The organism is Luteitalea sp. TBR-22, from assembly GCF_016865485.1.
Classification (GTDB): Bacteria; Acidobacteriota; Vicinamibacteria; order Vicinamibacterales; family Vicinamibacteraceae; genus Luteitalea.
This window is the reverse complement of record NZ_AP024452.1, coordinates 704629-726181: the sequence shown is the minus strand read 5'-3', so window position 1 is coordinate 726181 and position 21553 is coordinate 704629. Positions and strand designations below refer to the sequence as shown.

Below are 21553 nucleotides of genomic sequence, written 5' to 3'. Positions count from 1 at the left end.
GCTAGTCGGCCAGCTGCTGGAGGTCGCGTTCCACGAGCACAATGGCCTGGTCGGCGGCACTCCTCAGGTCGGCGGGGAACCCCTCGAGACGCAAGCGCAAGGCTTCGATACGCTGCCGCGCATCGGCCTTGAAAGCCGCGCCGTCCCGCTCCCGTTCTCGCAGGATCGTCTCGACAGTGCGATTCATCCCCCGTCGCTTGAATTCCCGCGCCGCTCGATCGACGCTCGACTCCTCCATCTCGATTCCGCACAGTTCATGCGAAAGGATGATTCGGTCGCTGCGCACGAGCTTCGCAAGGCCCAGGACTACCGCATAGGCGAAGGCCCGCTGTGCGCGCTCCGCTGGCATCGGCGTGACGGTGTGCCGGCGAGCGTCCTTGAACTCGCCCAGCAGCCGCGAACTCTCCACGTCTACCCGCTCACTGATGGACGTGATGCGCTCGCACTCGAGCACTTCCTGGAACAGACAGAGCGGCCAGCCGAGTGACAGGTTCAACGCATCATCCCTCAGCGCATCGCCAGAGGGCACGACCTGGAAGGCTGCATCACCTCCTGCCAGCTGCCGCTCGCGTTCAGCCCACCGCTCGATCTCCTGGCGTTCCTCGCCCTGCATCTCGGTGAGGACCATCTTCAGTGGCGTGGCCACCATGTCGCGCGACATCACGTCGAGGAGACGGTTACCGTCGCCCAGCACTTGCGCCATCGGCTCACAAGCCTCGAGGCGCTTGACAATCCGTTGGACGGTGTCTTTGGGACGACGCGTCCGCTGGACGGCCTCGCGCTCGAGTGCATTGAGAGCGGCCGTGGAAAAGACCTCCGCGATCTGCTGCTGTGACACTTGGGAGTCCCCCACAGCTCCGGGCTGTGCGAGGCGATCAGCGACCGCATCAGTCGCTGCCTGCGCCACGGCCGACGCCACCTCATCCCGGTGCGTTTCGATGGCCGTCAGAATGTCCTGCTCGCTCAGAAGCCATGCATCTGCAGCCGGCGTCACCGCCGTGCGCTCGCCCAGCTCCTGGGCTGCCCGCCGCAGCAGTGGCTGCAGCGCCTCGAGGAGGTCCGCCTGCTTGCGGAGGCGGCCAGCCAGGTCGAGCGCCTTGGCGCCGAACTCGGCTCGTGCGGTGGCACGGGCCTGCTGCAAGAGCTTGTCATGCGCCCAGGCGAGAGCCGGCGAGGGATCGAGCTTGCCAAACAGCCAGCCACCACCACAGCGCTTCAGGACCTCGTCAAGGGATTCCAGACTGGCGGCAGGCTCGTTGAGTTCAGTGAGCCGCTCCGCCAGACGCAGCAGGACTCGCTTGGCGCCCCCGAGCCGAAACGCCTTGTCGCGCACGAGACGGGCTGCCGTGGCCTGGACCCATCGCTGCGCGTCGTCACCTGCCGGCAGTTGCCGAGCGGCGCTACGCAGTCCAGCGAACAACGATGGCACCTGCGTCTCGAAAGACTGCATCGCGCGCTGCAGGTCGTCCTTGTTCGCGGCCCCCTGGATGCCTGCAAGCAGGGGAACCATATCTGTCATTCCGGGGAGCGACAGGACGTCCTGCGGTGTGGCATCGAGAAGATCCAGCGCCCGAAGATAGCCGCTGAAGCCTTCGGTGAGTGCCTCCCTGGCGACGTTGTTCAGGTTCTGCCGGCGTTCATCGCCGAAGGAAAAATCGGCGACCTGCTTGCCGAGCTCTGCGGCAACGTCCGTGCACCAGCGCGCGATCAACTGCTCGTGCGGCACCTCGAGCCACTCGACACCGAACGAGCCGTACACCGCCGGGAGTCCGTCGACGACGGCACGACCAGCAGGGTCGAAGTACCGCTTGTAGTTGTCGAGCAACTCCAGCGTCTTTTGCCCCATACCCAACGCGACCTGCCCGTACACGAAGTGGGCGACACGACGCAGGACGTCCTCCTGGCGCGAGAAGGAGACGCCATCCATCTTGCGGTCCGACACCAGGTACACCTGATTCAGCACCGGCTGCAGCATCTCGATCCGGCCGACGGGATCCGGATACTGCAGCTCCCCCCCCTCCGGGCGTCCGCCTTGCATCAGGAAGTCGAGCTCGGTGAGCGCGGAGAACGCGTTGACCTGCCGCTGGCGGGCCTGGAGCGACGTGGCATCGCCGGACGCAAGGTGCACCACTGACGGCAGGGCGAAGATGCCGGTGACTGTCGCCCCCTGCGCTTCATAGCCTCGCTCCCTCAGTAGGTGCCTGACCAACATGGCCATGTCGAGGAACGTGCCAGAGCAGGTTCCTCCGGCGACCGACCCGATGATGAACACACGCGGCGTGTTCCTCACGGCGCCAAGGTCGCGGTCGAGCATCGCTTGCTGCACGGCGGTGCTCTTGGGCCCGTCGAAGTCTTCTCGGAGCGCATCGACGATCTTTCTGAACTGCTGGAAGAAGATCAGCCGCCCTACAGGGCGACGCGCCCCGGCCCCGTTATCGATGAAGCCTGGCGCGAACGCGTTCGGCGGGTAGGTCCACCAGCGCTTCACCGGCTCATACAGATCGAGTCGCTGGATGACCTGATTGGCCTGGAAGTCGCCGAGCCGTGTGAACATCGACTCCGGCAGTTCGGGTGCAAGGCCACTCGGCTGAGGCGCCGTGTCGATGGACCGAATTCTTACTGTTTCTGGCACCCGCGTGTTGGTCGAGGCGTACCGCTGATAGATAAGCCGAGCAACAGTGTTCCCGATACCACCAAGGCCAATGATGAACGTGGGTGTCGTGATCAGACTTGCGGGCGCCATCGTATCTATTTCCGGTTGAAGGTGTAAGTGACCGAGAAGCCGTCCGCGCTGATACGCCAGGAGGCATTTCGTCCGAGACGGAACATGCCAGCCCTCCCGCGGATGGACGCCGTAAACATCGGCACCTGTCCGGCTCTGGGCACGAAGTCGGTCTTCTGCTGCCTTGCGCCTGGCACGGCTCGGAAGGTGCCAGGAGTGTCGAAGGGTGGAGGTGGTGCCTGGGCCGAGAACCTCGGTACGCCTCCTTCGTCGATGGTAGCCACCGCGCTGAAGGAACGTTCAGGTCCATCGCGATGCGTCCCGGTAACGAGCAACGTGCTTCCCGCAATGCTCTGCGGCCAACGGAGGAGCACGCCCACCATGGCGCCGACCAGCGCAAGCACGGCCGGTACCAACCACGACGGACGCACCCGCACACCGCCAAGCGGTACGGTACGCCCCTCCTGCACGAGAACGACAGGCTCCCGCCGCGTCGCGAACGCCGCCCCAGTGAAGGGCAAGCGCGCTTCCAGCGAGGACCGCGGCGCCATGGCTACATCCAGATGCCAGGTACCGGCTTCTAGCCGGCCGTCGACCTGCACGTCGGTGGGGTTGTCAAACCACACCCGCGGAGTCCGATGAAGCGAGGCGTCGAGCCATCCCGAGAAGATTCCGGGGTCGCGGACGTTGAGGGGCGACGCCAGCACCTCGATGCTTCCGGAGGCGGATGGTGGGTCGAGCACAGGGGCGGCCAGGGTAGCGGACCAGAACAGCGCTCCGGTCCCCGCAGATCTGCACCGTCCGCCAAAGGCGCCATCACTCACGCCGCCATCATCATGTTTGCCATCGTCGTACAGGGCGAACGTATCGGCGCCCAGCCGGAGCGACACGGTGGCTCCCCCGAGAAAGGCAGGGGTCCCAAGTCCACCGGCTCGTGTCGGCTCAAGGCGGACCGCGCATGGGAAGAACACGTCCCGCGGCGCGACGGCAGGCATCCTGGCGTTCAGCACCAGGTCACCAGGCGCCTGGACCAGTAGACGCCCTGCCCCCCCGACCTGCATCTCCACGGGGCCGGCATGGCCAGGTCCGATTAGATACGCATAGTTGGCGGCCCGGCGCGCTGCCTCGGCCCCTGGGGCTGACAGCGTGGCCTCTCCCGATTGGGGAATGAAGACGGCCTGATACTCGGTCGCCCACGCTGGAAGGGGTACCGAGACGCGGCCAGGCGACACCAGCCGGTCGAAGAGCAGCCACTGCCGCCCCAACAGCCTCGCCACGCTCAGGAAGCCCACCACCAGGTCGCGCGCTTCACGGGCATAGGCGATCTGGCCACCGGTCGCGCGTGCAATTCGTGTCAGCAGTGCACGATCCACGCCGTTGCCAAGCGCCAGGACGTGCACCTGAACGGACTCCCGCTGCAGCTGCCCGACTACATCGTCGACGCTACGCTGGGCTCGTGGCGCTGGAGGGTCATGCCGTCCGTCCGTGAGCAGGAGCACGTGGACGGGAAAAGTACGCCGCTGCTCTTGAGGCACCTGCTGCGCGGTCTCGAGCGCGTACTCCAGCGCAGCCGCTATGTCGGTTCGCGCATCCGTGGCAGCGCAGGTCCGAAAGGCCGATAGCAGAGAGCGCCGAGTCGATGGGTCGACTGTGACGAAACCTGGCGTGAGCGGCTGGATCGCGTCGCCGAAGGCGGCAACGGACAGCCGGTCTCCATCTACCGCCTGCTCCAGTAGCAGCTGGCCTGCATCAGCACGGACGCAAGCGCCGTCGGCCTGGCGCATGCTTCCGGAGCGATCGAGCAGTACGACAAGGCTCGAGTGTCTCGGGGACGCGGCCTCGGCCTGCATCGACATGGCGACGAGGCTCAGGGAGAGAGCACAGAGCTGGACGGTCAGCCGCCTTCCCTTCATGGCAGTACCACTTTTCCTGTCGCCAGTAGTCACGTGGTTCATGGTCAGAAAGACCCGACAGGCAACACGCCCTCGCCCGGCCGGAGGTGTCGGCCCTGTGAGCCTCCGTTACGCTGTCGCATGGACTCAGCTCATCCCGGGGGGAGGCATTGTGGCGCCAAACTCGTCAGCGAGCAAGACAGGAGTACGCGGCCGCACCTTCGATCTTCCATCGACAGCGACGAAGACTCCATTGATGAGCCAGGACCTAAGGCTCCGCATGGGAGAAGTATGTCCGGGGTCACACGGGCGTCAGGTCCTCCTCGGCTGCTTCACCTGCGTCGATGTCGGATGGGAGATTCAGCAGAGCTTCGGCTTCGTGCTCCGGTAAGGCCTCCAGCGCTTCCAGCTTGTTGGTCAACGCGCGGGTGCGGGTTCCCGTCTTCTCGAGCGTCCGGCTCGCGGTCTCCAGCTGCCGCTTGACCTTGGACAAGACGCTACCGAACTTCCCGAACTCCGTCTTGACGGCGCCGAGCACACTCCAGACCTCCGACGCCCTGCGCTGCACGGCAAGCGTGCGGAACCCCATCCGAAGACTATTGAGGAGCGCGGTCAGAGTCGTGGGTCCAGCAACCACGATGCGGTACTCGCGCATCAGCTCATCCACGAGTGCGGGTTGTCGGATCACCTCTGCGTAGAGACCCTCCGTGGCGAGAAACATGATGGCGAAATCGGTCGTGTGCGGCGGCGACACATACTTCGTCCCGATCTCACGCGCCGCCACCTTGACGCCACGTCCAAGGGCCTCCAGGGCGGCTTGCGTCGCCGCGGCATCAGCCCGATCGGCGGCATCCTGCAGACGCAGGTAGTCCTCCTGCGGGAACTTCGAGTCGATTGGCAGCCATACCGGGCTCCCACCGTTCTCCTCGCGCCCAGGTAACCGGATCGCAAACTCGACGTGCTCAGTGCGTCCCGGGACCACCACAACATTGCGTGAGAACTGTTCGGGCGAGAGCACCTGCTCTAGCAGCCCACCAAGCTGCACCTCGGCCCACGTGCCGCGAGCCTTGACATTCGTGAGTACGCGCTTCAGGTCTCCCACGCCGGACGCCAAGGTCTGCATCTCGCCAAGGCCCTTGTGCACGGCCTCGAGGCGCTCACTGACGATCTTGAAGGACTCTCCAAGCCGACGCTCCAGCGTCTCCTGCAACTTGCCGTCGACGGTGTTGCGCATCTCCTCCAGCTTGCGGTCGTTTGACTCTTGCAGCGCCTGCACGCGTGCGTCGAGGCGTGCGTGCAACCGATCCAGAGCCTGCTGGCTGGACTCCGACAGCGCGCGCACCTGCGTCGTCATGGCCTCGAGCTGTTGCTGCTGCTGCAACCCCACGGCCTTCATCGCCTCGATGAGGGCGGCTCCGGACTTGGCGAGTCCGTCTGCGATCTCGCTGCGGCTCGCCGCAAGAGATCGTTCGGTCGACTCCTGCACCTTGCCAACCCGCTCGTCCAGCGTGCCCCGGATGCCGTGGAGCGCCCCCTGGCTGGCTTCGGTCAGCTCCTTGACGCGCGCGGCCACCAGTTCGAGCTGCTCCCGCTGCGCGGCGCGAAGTCGGTCCACGGTCGTTGTGAGCGCCTCCGCGTTGACGTTCAGCGCCTGGCCGATCTCCTTGCGCATCTCCAGAATCTTCTGGTCGTTCCCATCCCGAAGCTCGCGCAGCCGACCATCGAATATGCTGGCTACTCGGTCCAGGGCCACTTGGGTCGCTTGCGTCAGCTCCCTGGCCTGTGTAGCCATGGTTTCGAGCTGGGCCTTCTGTCCGGCGCCCAGCCTGTCGACACTGGTAGCCAGCTGCTCCGTGCCTCCTCGGATCGCTTCGTTGACCTCCTCACGCAACTCCCTACCGGCGGCACGTGCCTCGTCCCGAGAGATGCGGAACTCCTCCCGCACATCGGCAGATGCCCCCGGTGATGTGCGGCCGACTCGCAGGAGATGAACGAGCGAGAGAACGAGCGAGAGTGCGCTGACGAGCAAGAGCACCCACAAGAGAGCAGTCGAGGACATGGTCTGGAACTTCGCGTGCGGAGTCGAGTATGGAAGGGCGGTCGATTCTCTAGCGGCCTAGAAGTACAAACAACTGACGCTCCACGACATCGGCGATCTGGAAAGCGTGATCGAACTCCTTCATGGCGAAGTCATGCAGCTTCTCCGGACTCGACACCAGTTCGCATCGCGCGCGATCGTCGTAGTCGGTCAAGACGCGGCCGAGGGGCTCATCTGCGTCATTGCAGTGGTGGTGCTCCCATGTCCTAGCGACATCAGCTCCGAGGGCCTTGCGCAGGGAACGGCTGAACTCGATCCGTTGGTCCACCTTCTGTCGAAACGCCTCAAGGTCACTGGTGGTCAACCACAGATACGGGTGTGCTTCACTGTGCTTCCTGTAGCCAAGAGGCGCAAAGCCACCTAGCGTGAAATAGACTGGCGTCCCCTTCTTGCGGTCCGCCCAAGCGGATCGGTGCAGATAGATGGCTACGTCCTTCGGGCTCGCCTCCACGGCATAGCCGCGAGGCTCGAGGGAGCGCGCCAACAATTGACCAGCGACCTCGACGACGTCATCAATTCGATCGATCAGCTCCTCGCGTGCTTCGATGAGCTCATTGACCTCCTGCCAGCGCTCGAGGAGGAGCTTGTCGGTGTCCGTGTAGTACGTCGTCATGCCTGAACCACTCCCTGTGTGTTGGCCGCGGTGCCGGCTCGCACCGCCTGGAACCTGTCGAGAAGCTCACGGAACGTCTCGACACTGTCGCGAAGCCTGGCCGCTTCCCTGACGATTGCGAACGCATCGAGAAGCCCAGACAAGCGGTCGACATCATCGCCGAGGGCCTTGAGTGCCTGCCCGGCACGAGGTACCACGCCTGTTGACACGAGCACGCCGTCATCGACGGGCAGCGGCTCGGCCATCGCCGCGATGGGAGGCGCGAGGTCGAGCCGCAGTCGCGATGTCACGTCAGCGATGGCTTGTTCATCGAGGCGCTGCGCAAGGTACTGAACAAGATCCTCCTGCCGGCTCTGCCCGAATGCGAGACGGTAGAGCGCCAGCGACTTCTGCAGGCGCGTGCGCCGCTCCGCATCCCCACTCAGCGGCAGCACTGGTACGTGCCGTTCGATGGCCACGCCGCCCGGTGGCGCGTACACCCAGTACGGCACCAGATCGGGTTTGCTTTCCTCGCGCTCGGACTCCGCTGCCTTGAACGCCTGTCGCCAGGGATCAGGATGCCCGTCGGCAGTCAGCGCGTGACCGTGCTGCTTCGCGAGGTTCCTGCGCACTGCGTGGTTCTTGTAGCGGTGGACACGGCCCTCGCGCTGCTCGAGGTCGACCGGGTTCGAAGGCAGGTTCCAGTGCACGACGGCGTGGCAGTACTGGTGGAAATCCAGCCCTTCCTGACCCACGGACGTCGAGCAAAGCACGAACGGCCAGAACGGCGAGTTGAAGGCGCGCCTTACCGCGTCGTCCCTGTCTGTACCCTCGTCGGTGCCCTCGGCGGGGCCGGCGCCAAAACGCACGGCAAACCGCGACCTGAACGCGAGCGCACCCCTCTCGAGCACTGGACGACCATCATCGGCGACCCACAAGGCATCCGCGCTGAGAGTAGCCGTCCGCACTCGGAGGGCCTTTCCCATTTCGTCAGCGATCGCGTGGGCGGCCGACTCCATGGAGTGGCCCTGCTGCCCGAGTGCATCGACGAGGATGTGGGCGTACTCGTCGAGAACGGCCTGCAACCCGCCCGCCGCGCAGAAGCCCAGCACCTCACGCCAGTAAGGGCCAGGTTCCTGACCGGTACGTACCCGGTGCGCCTCGCTCGCCCGGTCGACGAAGGCCTCGACGTCCGGAAGATTGAACAGGCCGACAATGGCATCGGCGATGCGTCCTGCAGCGTTCCTCAGCGCGACAGAATCGGCTCGCGACAACTGCCCGGTCACCCTCGCAAGGCTCCGAAGCGCCATCGTGCCTGGGCCGGCGATGGCCAGCCGTGCCACGACATCTGGGAGATCAGCAGGCTGGCGACCGAGATCCTGCGACTGGAGCAACTGTCGCGCGTGGTCCACGTGCCGACGCCAGCCCTCCTGGGCCTCGCTATCGGCCTCGTTGCTGCTGGCTGCCGCCCGCGTAGGCTCGCGCCACTCGCCGTGAAGGTCACGCTGCCCGAACCAGGCCTGCGTGGTTTCGGAATGCTGGATCAGGTCAAGCAGCATAGGCGCAGCCCAGTACCACCGCTCGTCTTCGGCACCGCCGCTGTCTGGCCGCGCCAAGGCCGCCAGCCGGGGCTCGAGCACACTGCGAACCTGTCCCAGAACATCTGACAGCACGGGGAGCTCAGGCCCTCCCTGACGGCTGTCCCGGGCAGCCTGTAGCGGGTCGCACTCGATGGCCAAGGTGGGCGACGGATACATCAGGCCGAGCACGGACATGCCAGCGAAGCGCGACGCTCCTGACGCGCCGTCGTCCCGCACCGTGAACCGGAGACGCCCGCGATGCTTGTCGCGCGCACTCCTGTACGTCACCTCGCCACCCGCGGCGGGCCGCACGAGACGACGCTCAGCCTCGTAACTGGCGAGGCACGCGACGACCTTCGGGACGACGTGCCAGGCCGAGAACACGAGCCGCTTCGTGAAGCCGGACTTCACTGCGTCGAATGGACCTTCGAGGGCGTAGTAGCCCATCGATGGAGGCACCCAGGGCACCTCGAACGCACCCGCCGCGTCGAGATCCTCGAAGAGGTTCCGCACACGTGCGTTGGCCGGGTCGAGCTCAGCGTATCGCTCGATGTCCTCCCTGGAGAGCAGGGTGGAGCGCGCCTCCGACACTGCCGACACGAGGCGCTCATCGGCTGCGTCGATGCGTTCGGCCAGTCTCTTCTTCAGGACGTACGACTCCATGAAGTTGAGGAGGTAAGGCGCAGCGCTCCAGTAGTGCAACGCATCGCCAGCGTCGAGCGCCTGCGACACGCGGTCGATTGCCACGTACTCCTTCACATCCGCTGCCTTCAAGTGCATCGCCAGCGGCGGTACCTCCCGAAGCATGCCGTCGCGCAATGGCGTGACGGCAAGCCGCTCCGTTCGCACCATCACCGCGCGGAGTTGCTGCTGGATGGCCTCGCTGCGTCTGGTCAGCTCCGAAAGGTCGCCGCCTGCGTGCTGAAGGAGCGCACGACGATAGTCGGCCAGTTGCTCCTTGAAGGTGCCGGTCGAACTGTCGGCGCCCTGCAGGAACTCGACGGTCTTCAGGAAGTCCGCGAAGTGGTCGTCGCCGGAGCCGTCGTCCTGCAGCGTGTACATCTTGTACGGCGTGGCCGACAGCAAGAGAACCCGGGCCTTTTCGTAGTCGAACAGGTGGCGAGCAAGCCGGCTCGCTTCGTCCTGCCCGTCAAGCAGATCCTTGAATCGCTGGAACTCGTCGAGGATGACGAGGTCGGGCTCGAGTGCGGTGATGCACGTGGATGCCAGCGACGCCCTGAACTCACCGACCAGCTCGCTGCGGGCCGACCGCTGGTCATCCGAAAGGTTCGTCGCGCGACCGATTTCCTCGCACAGCCTCTGGAATCTCGGCAGAAGCGCCTGAGGATCGGCCGCGCCCCCTTCAAGCTTCTTCTGGAAAGCGATGCGCAGCGTGTCATCGATCGTTGACTGATCGAACCCCTTTACTCGTTCAGCGAACCGGTCGCGTCCGGCGTTTCCCGCGAGCAGGGTCACCGCAGCACGGTCCTCGCGGCGCCACTCGGGCGGCAGCAACCAGTACAGAAGGGCGCGCTCCTCGGCGGTCCCGAGCGACGACGCGGGGCTGAATGAGGTGCCCGGTGTGAAGGAGACGAAGTTGAGGCGCTGCCGCTGCAGGCTCTTGATCCTCGCGGGCAGCAACGTGACACGAGTCGGCAGGACGGCGTCATCGGTGCCCGTGACGTTGAGCCTGCTGACGTTCTGCCGCGCGATGCTCGCGTTCGAGCAGATGTACACGACATCAATGCGGTCTTCCCGCTTCCACAGGTGATCGATGGCCCTGGCGACGACGCCCTTGGCGACCATGGTCTTGCCGAGGCCGACCTCGTCGGCCACCAGAAAGCGCTTCGCGCCAGGCGACTCCAGGTACAACCGCGAGAACACGTACTCGACCGTGTTCCGCTGGAAGTCGCGCAGGGAGCGCAGTACTTTCGGTCCGTAGGGAGGGGCGAGGACAGACGTCATGACCGCAGTGCCTCACGCGCTTCACGCACCGGTTCCCACACGAGATCGAAATGCGGGGGAATGACCGAGGAAGCGGCCGGTGCCTTGCGAAGGTCGCGCACCGTGCGCTCGACCTCATCGAGCCTCGCCGGATCGCGAGCGAGGGCCTTGAGCAGTTGCTCGAGGAGGGGCGGTAGCGCGACAGTTGCGGCGCCGACACCAAGGCCCCAGGATTGGTCGCCGGGCTCGATTCCCGTACCCGACGGACCGAGCGTCAGGAGCAGGTGCAGGTATCGGAGGAACTGCCCCATGTCGCCCAATGCGGCCTGTAGCGCGAGTTGCTCGCGGTCCTCCGGTGCGCCCTCGAGCGTGACTTTCCGTGCGAACCTGCGGGTGCAGGTCTCGGTGCCGACGGTCGCCGAGACCTCGAACGCCAGAAAGCGCGAGACGCCAAGGACGGTCACACCCGTGAACGTGGGCAGGGTGCCGGCGCCCACAGCCAATGCTCGCTCCGGAGGCAATGTGACCGGCCAGCAGCACGCGCTTACCTCCTGCAGTCGGAGCTCGCCGCCGCAGGCCACGCGCAGGTCGAAGGTGCCGGGATGGTCCTGGCTCGGGGCGCAGGCCAGACAGAGCTCGGTGGCAGCGATCACCCGCTGTGCCTTGTCCACGCATTCCTCGGCCTCTCGACGGTCCTTGTCGTGAGGGTCAGCCGGCCCTGGCTTCATGTGGAAGGGCTGCAGGATGTCGATGAGCCGAGTGGCGCCCTGCTCTGGTGCCAAGAGGGCATCGATGCCGAGGCGCGACTTCGTTCCACTCAGCTGGACGAGGAACTCCACGTTCCTGTGGAGCCCGCTGTGCGTCGCGTTGGCTGACCCCGTGAAGACATGCGCCCCGTCGGAGTCCTCGAAGACGAAGCACTTGGCGTGAAGTCCTGCCGGATCGTCATACTCGGGCGCGACGTCGCCTGGCTCTTCTGGCTCGGGGATGACGCCTTCACGGAGCGTATACAGCTGCTCGACTCCCTCAGGCACCTCGGCACATTCGGCAAGGGCCGACACCGTACTCACCAGCACCGAGCGGGAGCAACCGTCGAACACCTTGTCCAGGGCGGACCGGGTGAGGAATGGAGAGATCACCGCCGCGCGGCGAGGACGGGGCGGGAACGGCCACTTCCTCGCCCTCTCGATGCCCATCGGCCAGAAATGCAGGTCGTCGACTCCCGGGGGACACTCGAACTCGACACGTCGCACCTCGTCGGCAATCTGCGCAACGCGTGCTCGTGCGGCCTCATCGAGCGACTCCACACAGAGACCAGGAAGAGCTGCGACGAAATCACCAATGGGGCGATTGCGACCGATGCCGTTCACCCGGTTCATCAACGATCCCTCGAGCGTCAGCACCGTGTCCCAGCTGTGATCGAAGGTCATGTTGCGCGTGAGGCACGCGAATCGGTAGATCACGTCGTCGCCCTGCGCAAATCGCAGCACCCACACCTTGGGGTGAAAGCTGCCTTCGTTCGCGCGGCACTCTGCCACCACCCTCTCCAGGTGGACGAACTGCGCGAATTCCTTCCTCGGCGGAATCAACTGCCCCGACTGGCAGAAGACCGTGAGCCGGCCCGCATAGCGCCGCAGTGACTGGAGGACCTCCAGTGAACTGACTGCCGACACACTCTTCAGGTTCTCCAGTTCCAGTGCGCTGAAGGCCACTGGCGCCAGCAGCAAGGCGAGGAGATCGAGCGAGTAGGTGGTACCCACCCCCATCTGAAGCTCCATGCCGTGGGGAGGTCTGAGAACGTCGAACAGCTTCGAGCGGTTGTAGGGATCGGTCAGCATGGTCAGCTGAGGGCGGCCTGAATGTCCTGGCCAATCACGACCGCGGAGCTCCAGCGGAAGTCCATGGCACGGAGTCCAGTCGAGCCACCCCAGACTTCGAGTGCGCGCGTGTTCTGAAACCGGGAGAGCTTCTTCTTGAGCGCCTGTTCCCTGGACTCGATAAGGCTGCGTGCCTCGCGCGAGGCCAGCAAGGTCTCGGGGCGCGGAGAGGACAGTACCAGTCGTGTCCATGCCTCGACGAAGTCCCTGGTCTGGCGACCGATCACCGCATGCTGATCAGCAAGACAGGACCAGAAGTCGCTGAAGCTCCACGCCCGGAGGTCCTCGAGTTCTCTCGTCACGCTGACGTGCCACTCTGCCATGCGTGTTTCATGCGCCGGCAACTTCTCCGCGTCCTTCGCGCCCCCGGCCTGCTGGTGCCGTAGCTTGGTCAGGAGGAAGGTGTACAGGATCGTGGCGCCATGGACCACGAGGGAGAAGCGGCGTGCGTGCTCGACCTGACGGCGAAGCTTGTCCGGGAGTTCGATGGATGACATGGCGCTCCAGGCGAAGGGCTCGTCCCTACCAGGGCACTGGTGCACCAGCCACCATGCAAAGAGGGACTCTGGCGCCGATTCCACCACTCGTGCGTAGAGGAAGTCCGCTTCATCGGCGGTGAGCTCGAGGTCCGCATCCCCGGGGAACGTTGCGGGAGCTGTCGGCATCTGTGGATGCCAGGCAGCGACGTCGGTCGATACGGGCTCCCCGTCGTCGGAACGCACGCGGCTGGCTGCACCGTGCACCGCGTCGAAGCGCCGGTGGTACTGGTCCTGCGAGAGCGGAAGGCGAAAGAAGCCCAGTCGCCTCAAACCATTCCAGTAGATATTGCTCGGGGTTCGCTGGAGGTTACGGCGCGAGTTCTTCCCGATGACGCCGTTCTCGCCTGTCTCCAGAAGGGGCGTGATCAGGTCGAGTTCGTACCGCCTGACGCGCGTCGCGATGGACGCCGCCGGCACCCGTTTGGCGGCCAGTTCGCGGTACATCCACGGGATGAAGAAGAAGTAGCGGGCTCGCGTCTGAAGCGTGCCGGTGCCGGGAAAGAACAGGTCGGCAAAGGCGTCCCGTATGGTCGCCAGCCCCAGTTCGTCTCGCGTGTCCTGCTCCCTGAACTGCGCCAGCAGGTCCTTCATCTGCCGCCGCTGCTGCTCCGAGCCATCAAGCCAGCCGAATGTCGATGCCATCGCGTCTCGCGGCGCGCCGGGCGCGACCGCTCTCTTCTACTCCACGGCGGAGAACGTGCTCAACAGAGCTGGTCTGACAGCCAATCCGGCAACAGCCGTCGTTGTAAGACAACGATGCAGAGGGGAGAACCGAACGCTGGCGATGCTTCATGTAGGCATACTCCTACAGGCGACTCAGGTCTCCACCCAGTGCAATGCTTTGGCAAGAGGCCGTCACGACTCGGCCACCCGCGCCTTGTTCGCGAGCCGAGTCCGAACCGCCTTGCGAGCGGCCGACTTCCTGCTGCGTGTCCGCCCAGCCTTCTCCGCAGCCTTCTTCGACAGCTTCTTCCAGTCCGCAGGTCTATCCCGGTTGTCGAATCGAACAGCGAGCTCGGCTTCGGAGATGTACCCTCGAGCAGCACGCTCGCGGCACGAGGGACACAGGATGATGGTCGGAGTCGCCTCACTGGCAGCTCCGGACAGCGCCATGCCCGGCTCGATTCCGAAGCCGCACCAGCCGCAGGGCGTCACCTCAACGGCCTCGGGAGATTCAGGAGAGGACAACCGTTCCCTGCGAGCCCGAACTTCCTCTGTCGACAGCAGGTCGATGTCGTGCATGCGATGGCACGTCGGGCACAGCACGACCAGGTTGTCGGTGCCGCAGTTCTCGTGGTCGCAATCGAGGTGCGCGACTTCGAGCACCTCCTTCCTTGCGAACCCACACCAGGCACACCTGTGGTCCTTGTAGTGCGCAAGGGCGCGCTGCCTGTAGGCCAGTTTGTCGTTCATGTCGTCTCCGTGGTGCGCCTGGAGGTTCCCGCCCCCCAGCACGGGCAAGGCGCCTGACGGGCGCGGCCAGGCCCACGCCGCAACGAGCTGCGGTGCGCGTCGGGCGTCAGCAGGTGGTCGCGAACCACGATGCCTCTTCGAACGCGTAGACCGGCATGCCTCGAAGCCCGTCGCGCAGCGCGTTGCCATTGAGGGACCGTGGAGTCTCGGGCATGAGCCTCGCCGGCACAAGCAGCACACCGAGCGACAGCGTCGACGATGGCGTCAGGCATCCGGCGAAGGTGCGGAGACTCTCCTGGTAGTGCTGCAAGTGCTTGTCGTCGAAGACCTGGTACACGACAGCACGCCGTGCCGAGGCCACCGAGCAGGCGGAAGCCGCTCGGTGAATCAGCTGATACGGGAGCGCGGCGACGCCGGGCCGGGCGACCGCGGTGCCCGTTGCCTCGCCGATGCGGGCGAGCCAGCCATCCAGGACGAGGGCGCGGTTTGCCTGGTTGCCCTGCGCGAGCCACTCGGCAACCGTCTCGTACGGCGGCTCGGTGTACTTGGCCTCGATCGCAATGGCCCCCTGGTCACCGAGGATCATCAAGTCGGTGAACGACGCCTTCCCCTTGCCGTTCGCCACGGGCACTTGCCGCTCGAATGACAGCTCCGCCTCGCTGAACGGGGGCCACCCGAGCTGCGCGGTCAAGGAATCCAACCGTGCGGCCGGTTCCCGCCAGTAATCGAGAAGCGGGATCGTCGAGCGGGTCACCTTGTCGAAGGAGTCGGGCGCGAGACCGCCGACCACGTCGGTGTGCGTGTCAAGCAGTCGTGTGTGGATGCTCCAGGTCACTTTCATTCAGCCGCGTCTCCCGCGTCCCAACAAGAACGCCGGCGGGCTTGCCGCCAGGAAGTACATCGGCAAACGACGCGTGAACGACAGTTGGCTACGGGCAACCATCCTATTGCTCAGCTATTCAAGCGGAAGGTTAGTAGGCATACCTACTCACTCACCAGCCATCGTCCCGGAGGCAGCAGTGCTCGCAGTGCTACCGAGTCCCCGCCGGGTCACGACGGGCCTGAATCATCTCCGCGGAACCCCCGGAAGCCGAGGTGGTACCACAGCCAGCCGGACGCCCAGCGGAAGGGAACGTGGCAGCAGACCGGCAGTGTCACGTCGGTCGCGCCGCGCTCCTCCCTGCAGGCATAGCAGCACGCGATCGCGCGGTAGGGGCCCTGACGATGCGCCCACTCGCGCCAGAGGTCGTCGGACACCGGCATGGAGTGATGCCTGGATAGATCGTCGATGGGCACGGTGAAGTCGTGCGCCGCCATGTGCGCGACGAACGCCTCGGGCAGGCTCACGCCGTGCCAGCGCACGTAATGCGAGAGTCCCTCCGGCCACACCCACGTGCCATCGGTGAAGTCCCTCGTGCCCTTGAGCCCTCCGCAACCGAATCGACAGTACGAGAAACCGCGATACTGCAGAGCCGTGACACCACTCCCCAGATAGCGGAGGATGCGCCGCCGACGACGCCACTGCCAGCGCGGGTGCACGAGTTGCTGCGGATGCGGCAGGCCGTCTCCCTCCGCCGCGTGCCAGTACCCGACGAGTTGCAGGACGGCGTCGGACTGCTCTCGTCCGCGACTCGGGTGCGTGAGGGCCATGCGCTGAAAGGTGGGCGGAGCATCGCGCATCGGCTTGGCACGGGTCAAGACCATGGCCGCCCTGGCGTGCCACAGCCGCGTCCACCACGGGCGCACTGCTGCACGGCGCACCTCTCGGGTTGCGCGAGCACGCGTGTTGAGGCTGAAATGGCAGGGATGCCCTTCTCGACGATCGCGACCCGCACGGCCGGGCTGGCACTCGTGCTGGCCCTGTGGGTGCCCGGCCTGTCGGCCCAGACCACCTTCAAGCTCGCGAAGAACAAGTACACGCCCCAGCAGGACGTCGAGCTGGGACGCGAGGCGGCCGCAGAGGCGCGCCAGCAGTACCCGGTGATCACCGACGAGCGCATCACACGCTACCTCACGGCGATCGGCGATCGCCTGGTGGAGGCGGCACCCGCGTCGCTGAAGGACCCGGTGTACGAGTACTCGTTCACGCCCGTCAACCTGAAGGAGATCAACGCCTTCGCGCTGCCGGGCGGGCCGATGTTCGTCAATCGCGGCATGTTCGACGCCGCGGCCTCGGAGGGCGAGGTCGCCGGCGTGATGGCCCACGAACTGGCCCACGTGCTGCTGCGGCACGGCACGGCCAACGCCACGCGCGCGCAGAACCCGTGGCTGCAACTGGGCCAGATGGCCGGGGCGATCGGCGGCGCGGTGGTCGGCGGCGCGGCGGGCTCGGCCATCGCCACGAGCAGCCAGTTCGGCCTCGGCACGCTGCTGCTCAAGTACAGCCGCGATTTCGAGAAGCAGGCCGACCTGCTCGGCGCGCAGATCATGGCGCGCGCCGGCTACGACCCGCGGGCGCTGGCCCGCATGTTCGAGACGATCGCCAGGGAAGCGGGCGCCAGCGGCGGGCCACAGTGGCTGAGCAGCCATCCCGACCCGGGCAACCGCACTCAGTACATCACGCGCGAAGCGGAGTTGCTGACCGTGGCCACGCCGGCCGACGAGCGCGGCTTCCCCACCGCCAAGGCCGCATTCGCGTCGCTGCCGGCGCCGCGGTCCATGGCCGAAACCGCGAAGGCCCGCTCCACCGAGGGACGGGGCACGCGCACCTCGGTGGGCACGCCCGGCCTGCCGGTGCCGCCGCCCTCGTCGCAGTACCGGACCATCGCCGGCGGTGGCGTGTTCGAGGTGGACGTCCCGACCAATTGGACCGTGCTGACCTCGAGCACCAGCGTCAAGGTGGTGCCAGAGAACGGCTACGGCGAACTGCGCGGCGAGTCGGTGTTCAGCCACGGCGTGGAGTTCGGCATCGCGCGCGCGACGACGCGCGACCTGCAGCGGGCGACCGACGAGTGGCTGAACGCCGTCGCCCGGCAGAACCCGGAACTGCGCGCGGCCGGCCCGCAACGGGTAGTGCGACTCTCCAATCGCACGGCCATCAGCACGCCGCTCGTCAACCCGTCGCCACTCGGTGGGCAGGAACGCGTGTCGGTGTTCACCACGTTCCTCTCCGACGGCACGCTGTTCTACTACCTCACCATCGCGCCCGACCGCGATGCGGACGCCCTCGACGAGGCCTTCCGTCGCATCGGCGCCTCGATTCACCTGACCGAAGCGCGCTGACGCGAGTGGAGGGCGCGTCGTGCCCTCCCCTCACAGTGACGTCAGGCCAACAGCCAGCTCCCTGAACCTGCACAGCGCGTTCGCCAGTTGCATCTGTCGCGGCGTTCGGCATTCCGGCTCGAACAGCGCCGGCGAGGCGACGATGATGGCGGCGCACCGGGCACGCGAGGTGGCGACGTTCAGGCGGTTCAGGCTGTAGAGGAACTCCATGCCGCGCGGCGCATCCTCGGGACGCGACGTGGCCATCGAGTAGATGACGACGGGCGCCTCCTGCCCCTGGAACTTGTCGACGGTTCCGACGGGGACACCGAGGTCGGCCAGGCGCTCGGCAAGGCGGCTCACCTGCACGTTGTACGGCGAGACGACGCGCAGGTCGGCCGACCGCAGGCGGTGGACGTCGCCATGCTTGTCGACCCACTGCGAACGCGGCGTCAGCAGGCGCGCCACGAGGCCGGCGACGATCTCGACTTCCTCGAGCGACGCATTGTGGTTGCCCGCGTGCTCGACAGGCACGAACCACAGGCCGGCGCCCTCGAAGGGCGCGGCGCCCGCGAGGCGCTGGCGCGACAGGTCCGGCCGCTCGGTGAGCTTGCCCTCGTAGAAGACCTCGGACGTGAACCGACAGATCGGGGGCGCAAGCCGCCACGTCTCCGGCAGGAAGATCCCGCGCTCCGGCGGCATCGTCTGCGCGCCGCCGATCACATGCTGCAGCGCCGAGACGTCCACGCCGTCGGGGTGACTGCCCTTCTGCGGCTGCTCGAGTTGCTGCGGATCGCCGAGCAGCACGAGGCTGTCGGTGGCCTGTGAAACGGCGAGGACGTTGGCGAGCGACATCTGCCCCGCTTCGTCGACGAACAGCACGTCGACACTCGCGGTCGCCTCGTTCGACGCCCAGAGCCACGCGGTGCCACCGAGCACGTCGATGTCGCCCGATTGCAGCGCCTCGATCGCCTTGCCGTTCGCCCCGTACCCCGTGATCCCCTCACCAGGCGCCTCATCGTCCTTGCACTTGCGCCCGAGCGTGACGTGGACGCCGTCCTCGACGGCCTGCTTACGCACCGCCTCGAGGAGATTGACGATGACCTTGTGGCTACCGGCGGTGACCCCGACCCTCTTGCCAGCCTTGACGAGCGCCAGGATCATCCTGGCGCCGGCGTACGTCTTGCCGGAGCCGGGCGGCCCCTGGATGGCGAGGTACGAGCGATCGAGCTGCCCGACCAGGCGTATCGCGCCATCGACGGCGGATTCACCGGGCCGGACGAGCGCTGCGGGGCCTTGAACAGCCGCCGGGGCAGACGCGCGAGCAGCGCCACGCACTCGGGGCTCGCGGCGGTACAACAGCTCCAGCCCGCACGTCGACGCATCCGGCTCCGCGGCGAGCCGCATGACGGCGGCCTGCAGCACGTCGGTGCGCACGATCTCGGTGGCGTACAGCGAGTCGGGGCGCGGCAGCTCCGCGGCGGTCTTGCCCACCTTCAGATCGATCGTCCGCCTGATCCGATCGTGCTCGACGACCTCGCCGTACGTGCGCCCCTCCAGCACGGTGAGAGTGTCCCCGGCACTGACCTCGATGTCCTGCGGCGGGTAGCTGTACTGCTCGATGACAGACGATGTGGGCTTGCCCGTCTTCGGGCTGATGAAGCTCCCGAGGCGACGGACGTGCGCGAGCCCGGAGACGACGCAGGGCTCCTCCAACGCGGCCTCCCCCACCAGTTCGCGCACCCGGAAGTAGTCCCACCACGCCGCCTTCTGCTCGCGACGATGCCAGTCGATCAGGTAGGCGAGCATCCAGCGCGTGTGCCGGGGGTGGGCGGGGTCACTCGGGTCGCCATCGATGCCGGCGAGCAGCCGCGCGCGCAATGCCTCGACCGCCGCATCGACGTCACGCGTGTCGTCGTTCGGCGCGCCGTCGGACGGCTCCGGGCGCGTCAGCACGTCGCCTCGCGCCAGCGCCTGCGCGCGAACCGGCCCCTCGAGCCAGTCACGAAGTGCCTCGGTCGAACGGCAGTCGTCGGCGTTGTATGTCTCGACGGCCTGGCGCAGCCCGGGCGTGATGGCTTCGGCGCCCCCGGACTCCAGCGCGAGTTCCACCAGGTGCAGCGACCTCGCAACGCCGCGCAGGTCGGCCTCGCGTCGATAGCCGTAGTACTGCTCCAGCTGCTTGATCGAGTAGCTCTCGACGCCCGCGCGGATACTCTGGCGAACGACGGCGTGCAGGTCGATGAAGCGTCCGGCACGCAGGAGGCGGTCGAGCGCGTCGGCGCGGGTGGCATGGCGTCCGGCCAGGCGACGGAACGCCGAGGCCTCGTAGTGGCCGAAGTGGTAGACGTGGACGCCCGGATCGGCCTCCCACGCCGCCATCACCAGATCGACGACGGCCTCGAAGGCAGCGCGCTCTTCCGCGTCCGTAGTCGCCCACCAGCAGCGGTACGAACCACGGGTCCACACGCCGAACAGGTACTCGCGTCCGCCCTCGCGGGCAAAACGGGCGGCCTCCAGATCCAGGAAGACGTCACCGGGCGACGGGACGGGCATGCGCTCGAGCCCCTGACGCGGCTGCGCGAGGGCGTCGGGCGTGTGCTCCGAGCCGCGGGTCGGTTCTGCAGGTTCCGATGCTGGGGCCGGTGCGTCCAGCAGCTCCCACACCGGCCTGCCGGTCTCCCGTTGCGCCAGCTGCACCCTGGCCTGCTCGCGCAGGCGGACGTAGGTGCCCTTCGAGCCACGCGTCGGCCTGAACGCAATCGGCAGGGCCATCGTCGCGGCCTTCGCGAGCGTGTCGACGTCGCGTGCGACGAGTTCCGCCCGCTGCACGCGGCTCGCTCCAGCGATGTAGGACAGGTGATCGTCGGCTCGTCGGCGCGCCTCGCATCGATCGGCCCACCGACAGTAGTCGCACTGGTCGGTCGGCTCGGGGTAATGGGCGTCTGCGAGCGACTGATGGAGTGGCGAAGGCTGGCTCGATGCGCCGTGGCTCGCGACGTCGGGGAGACACTGCGCGAGCCGGTGCTTCGCCAGGCGGTAGTACGCCGAGTAGTCGTCGACCCGGAAGGCGTGCACGCCGTTGTCGGGGTCGGGCGTCACCACATGGAACGCCGTCGGCATGCGGCCCTGCACGCGCCCGAGCAGCTCGGAGTACACCGTGAGCTGCAGGATGGTGCTGCCGCGGGTGTCGCGCGCGAGCTTCGTGTCGTACACCTCGTACGACCACGGGCCGAGGTCGCTGGGACGCTCCACGCGCCGGAGGATGTCGGGGCGCCCGAACCAGCCGTCGGCGAGGAGCTCGCCCTGCACGACGACATCGACGCCCTGCCGGAGGGCCTCGACGGTCGCGCCCACCCGGTTGCCTTCGTTCTGCAGGTCGACGACCCGCAGGCCGCGTGCCTCGAGAGAAGCGACGTACCCGCGTTCGTGTTCAGCGCCCCGGTCGCGCAGGTCCTGTGCGTGGAGCGAGAGGACGGTCGGTTTGGCGAGTTCGCCGAGCGCGACGCCGAGGTCCAGCGCAGTGCGATGGCGGCAACCAACGAACGACGAGAGGTCGGAGGCGGAGAGGACGAGCGCTGGCGGGGTGCCCTTCAGGTGCATTCGGACTTGGCTAATCGTCGTCCTTTGTCAGAATTTCGCTCAGGGCAGCGACGAGCCTCGGGCTCAGGTTCTCGTCGACGAGGAAACGCATG

The 21553-nt window shown here is 66.6% G+C and carries 12 protein-coding genes; 1 reads left to right on the top strand and 11 read right to left on the bottom strand.

The window, feature by feature from the left end; all coding sequences use genetic code 11:
- Window position 1 precedes the first annotated feature (1 nt).
- The 10 genes from TBR22_RS02980 to TBR22_RS02935 all read right to left on the bottom strand — a co-directional run bounded on the left by TBR22_RS02980 (window position 2) and on the right by TBR22_RS02935 (window position 16307).
- Entirely contained in the window at window positions 2-2743 is a 2742-nt protein-coding gene (locus TBR22_RS02980; RefSeq protein ID WP_239491465.1) for a tubulin-like doman-containing protein, read from the bottom strand.
- A gap of 5 nt (window positions 2744-2748) precedes the next feature.
- Window positions 2749-4677, bottom strand: coding sequence for a vWA domain-containing protein (locus tag TBR22_RS02975; protein ID WP_239491464.1), 1929 nt, complete (start codon window positions 4675-4677; stop codon window positions 2749-2751).
- A gap of 238 nt (window positions 4678-4915) precedes the next feature.
- A complete protein-coding gene (rmuC, locus tag TBR22_RS02970) occupies window positions 4916-6673 on the bottom strand; it encodes a DNA recombination protein RmuC (RefSeq protein ID WP_239491463.1) in 1758 nt (585 codons plus the stop codon).
- A 49-nt stretch (window positions 6674-6722) separates the two neighbouring features.
- Window positions 6723-7325: a hypothetical protein gene (locus tag TBR22_RS02965; protein WP_239491462.1), complete on the bottom strand. Its 603-nt coding sequence runs from the start codon at window positions 7323-7325 to the stop codon at window positions 6723-6725.
- Window positions 7322-10849 carry a helicase-related protein gene (locus tag TBR22_RS02960; protein WP_239491461.1) on the bottom strand — a complete coding sequence of 1176 codons (3528 nt, stop codon included), beginning with the start codon at window positions 10847-10849 and terminating at the stop codon, window positions 7322-7324. The genes TBR22_RS02965 and TBR22_RS02960 overlap by 4 nt, the downstream gene beginning before the upstream one ends.
- Entirely contained in the window at window positions 10846-12666 is a 1821-nt protein-coding gene (locus TBR22_RS02955) for a phospholipase D family protein (RefSeq protein WP_239491460.1), read from the bottom strand. Before TBR22_RS02955 ends, TBR22_RS02960 begins: the two co-directional genes overlap by 4 nt.
- Window positions 12667-12668: 2 nt before the next feature.
- The gene (locus TBR22_RS02950; RefSeq protein ID WP_239491459.1) at window positions 12669-13886 is read right to left on the bottom strand and encodes a DUF6361 family protein; all 1218 of its coding nucleotides are present in this window, start codon (window positions 13884-13886) and stop codon (window positions 12669-12671) included.
- A gap of 213 nt (window positions 13887-14099) precedes the next feature.
- Window positions 14100-14657 carry an HNH endonuclease gene (locus TBR22_RS02945; RefSeq protein WP_239491458.1) on the bottom strand — a complete coding sequence of 186 codons (558 nt, stop codon included), beginning with the start codon at window positions 14655-14657 and terminating at the stop codon, window positions 14100-14102.
- 106 nt (window positions 14658-14763) lie between these two features.
- Complete coding sequence (locus tag TBR22_RS02940) at window positions 14764-15492, bottom strand: hypothetical protein (protein WP_239491457.1); 729 nt, start codon at window positions 15490-15492, stop codon at window positions 14764-14766.
- 215 nt (window positions 15493-15707) lie between these two features.
- Window positions 15708-16307, bottom strand: coding sequence for a hypothetical protein (locus TBR22_RS02935; RefSeq protein WP_239491456.1), 600 nt, complete (start codon window positions 16305-16307; stop codon window positions 15708-15710).
- Window positions 16308-16454: 147 nt separating this feature from the next.
- Between TBR22_RS02935 and TBR22_RS02930 the strand changes: the two genes are divergently transcribed.
- Complete coding sequence (locus TBR22_RS02930; RefSeq protein WP_239491455.1) at window positions 16455-17879, top strand: M48 family metallopeptidase; 1425 nt, start codon at window positions 16455-16457, stop codon at window positions 17877-17879.
- Window positions 17880-17909: 30 nt separating this feature from the next.
- Here TBR22_RS02930 and TBR22_RS02925 read toward each other — a convergent pair whose 3' ends face one another.
- The gene (locus TBR22_RS02925) at window positions 17910-21461 is read right to left on the bottom strand and encodes a TM0106 family RecB-like putative nuclease (RefSeq protein WP_239491454.1); all 3552 of its coding nucleotides are present in this window, start codon (window positions 21459-21461) and stop codon (window positions 17910-17912) included.
- Between the last annotated feature and the right edge of the window lie 92 nt (window positions 21462-21553).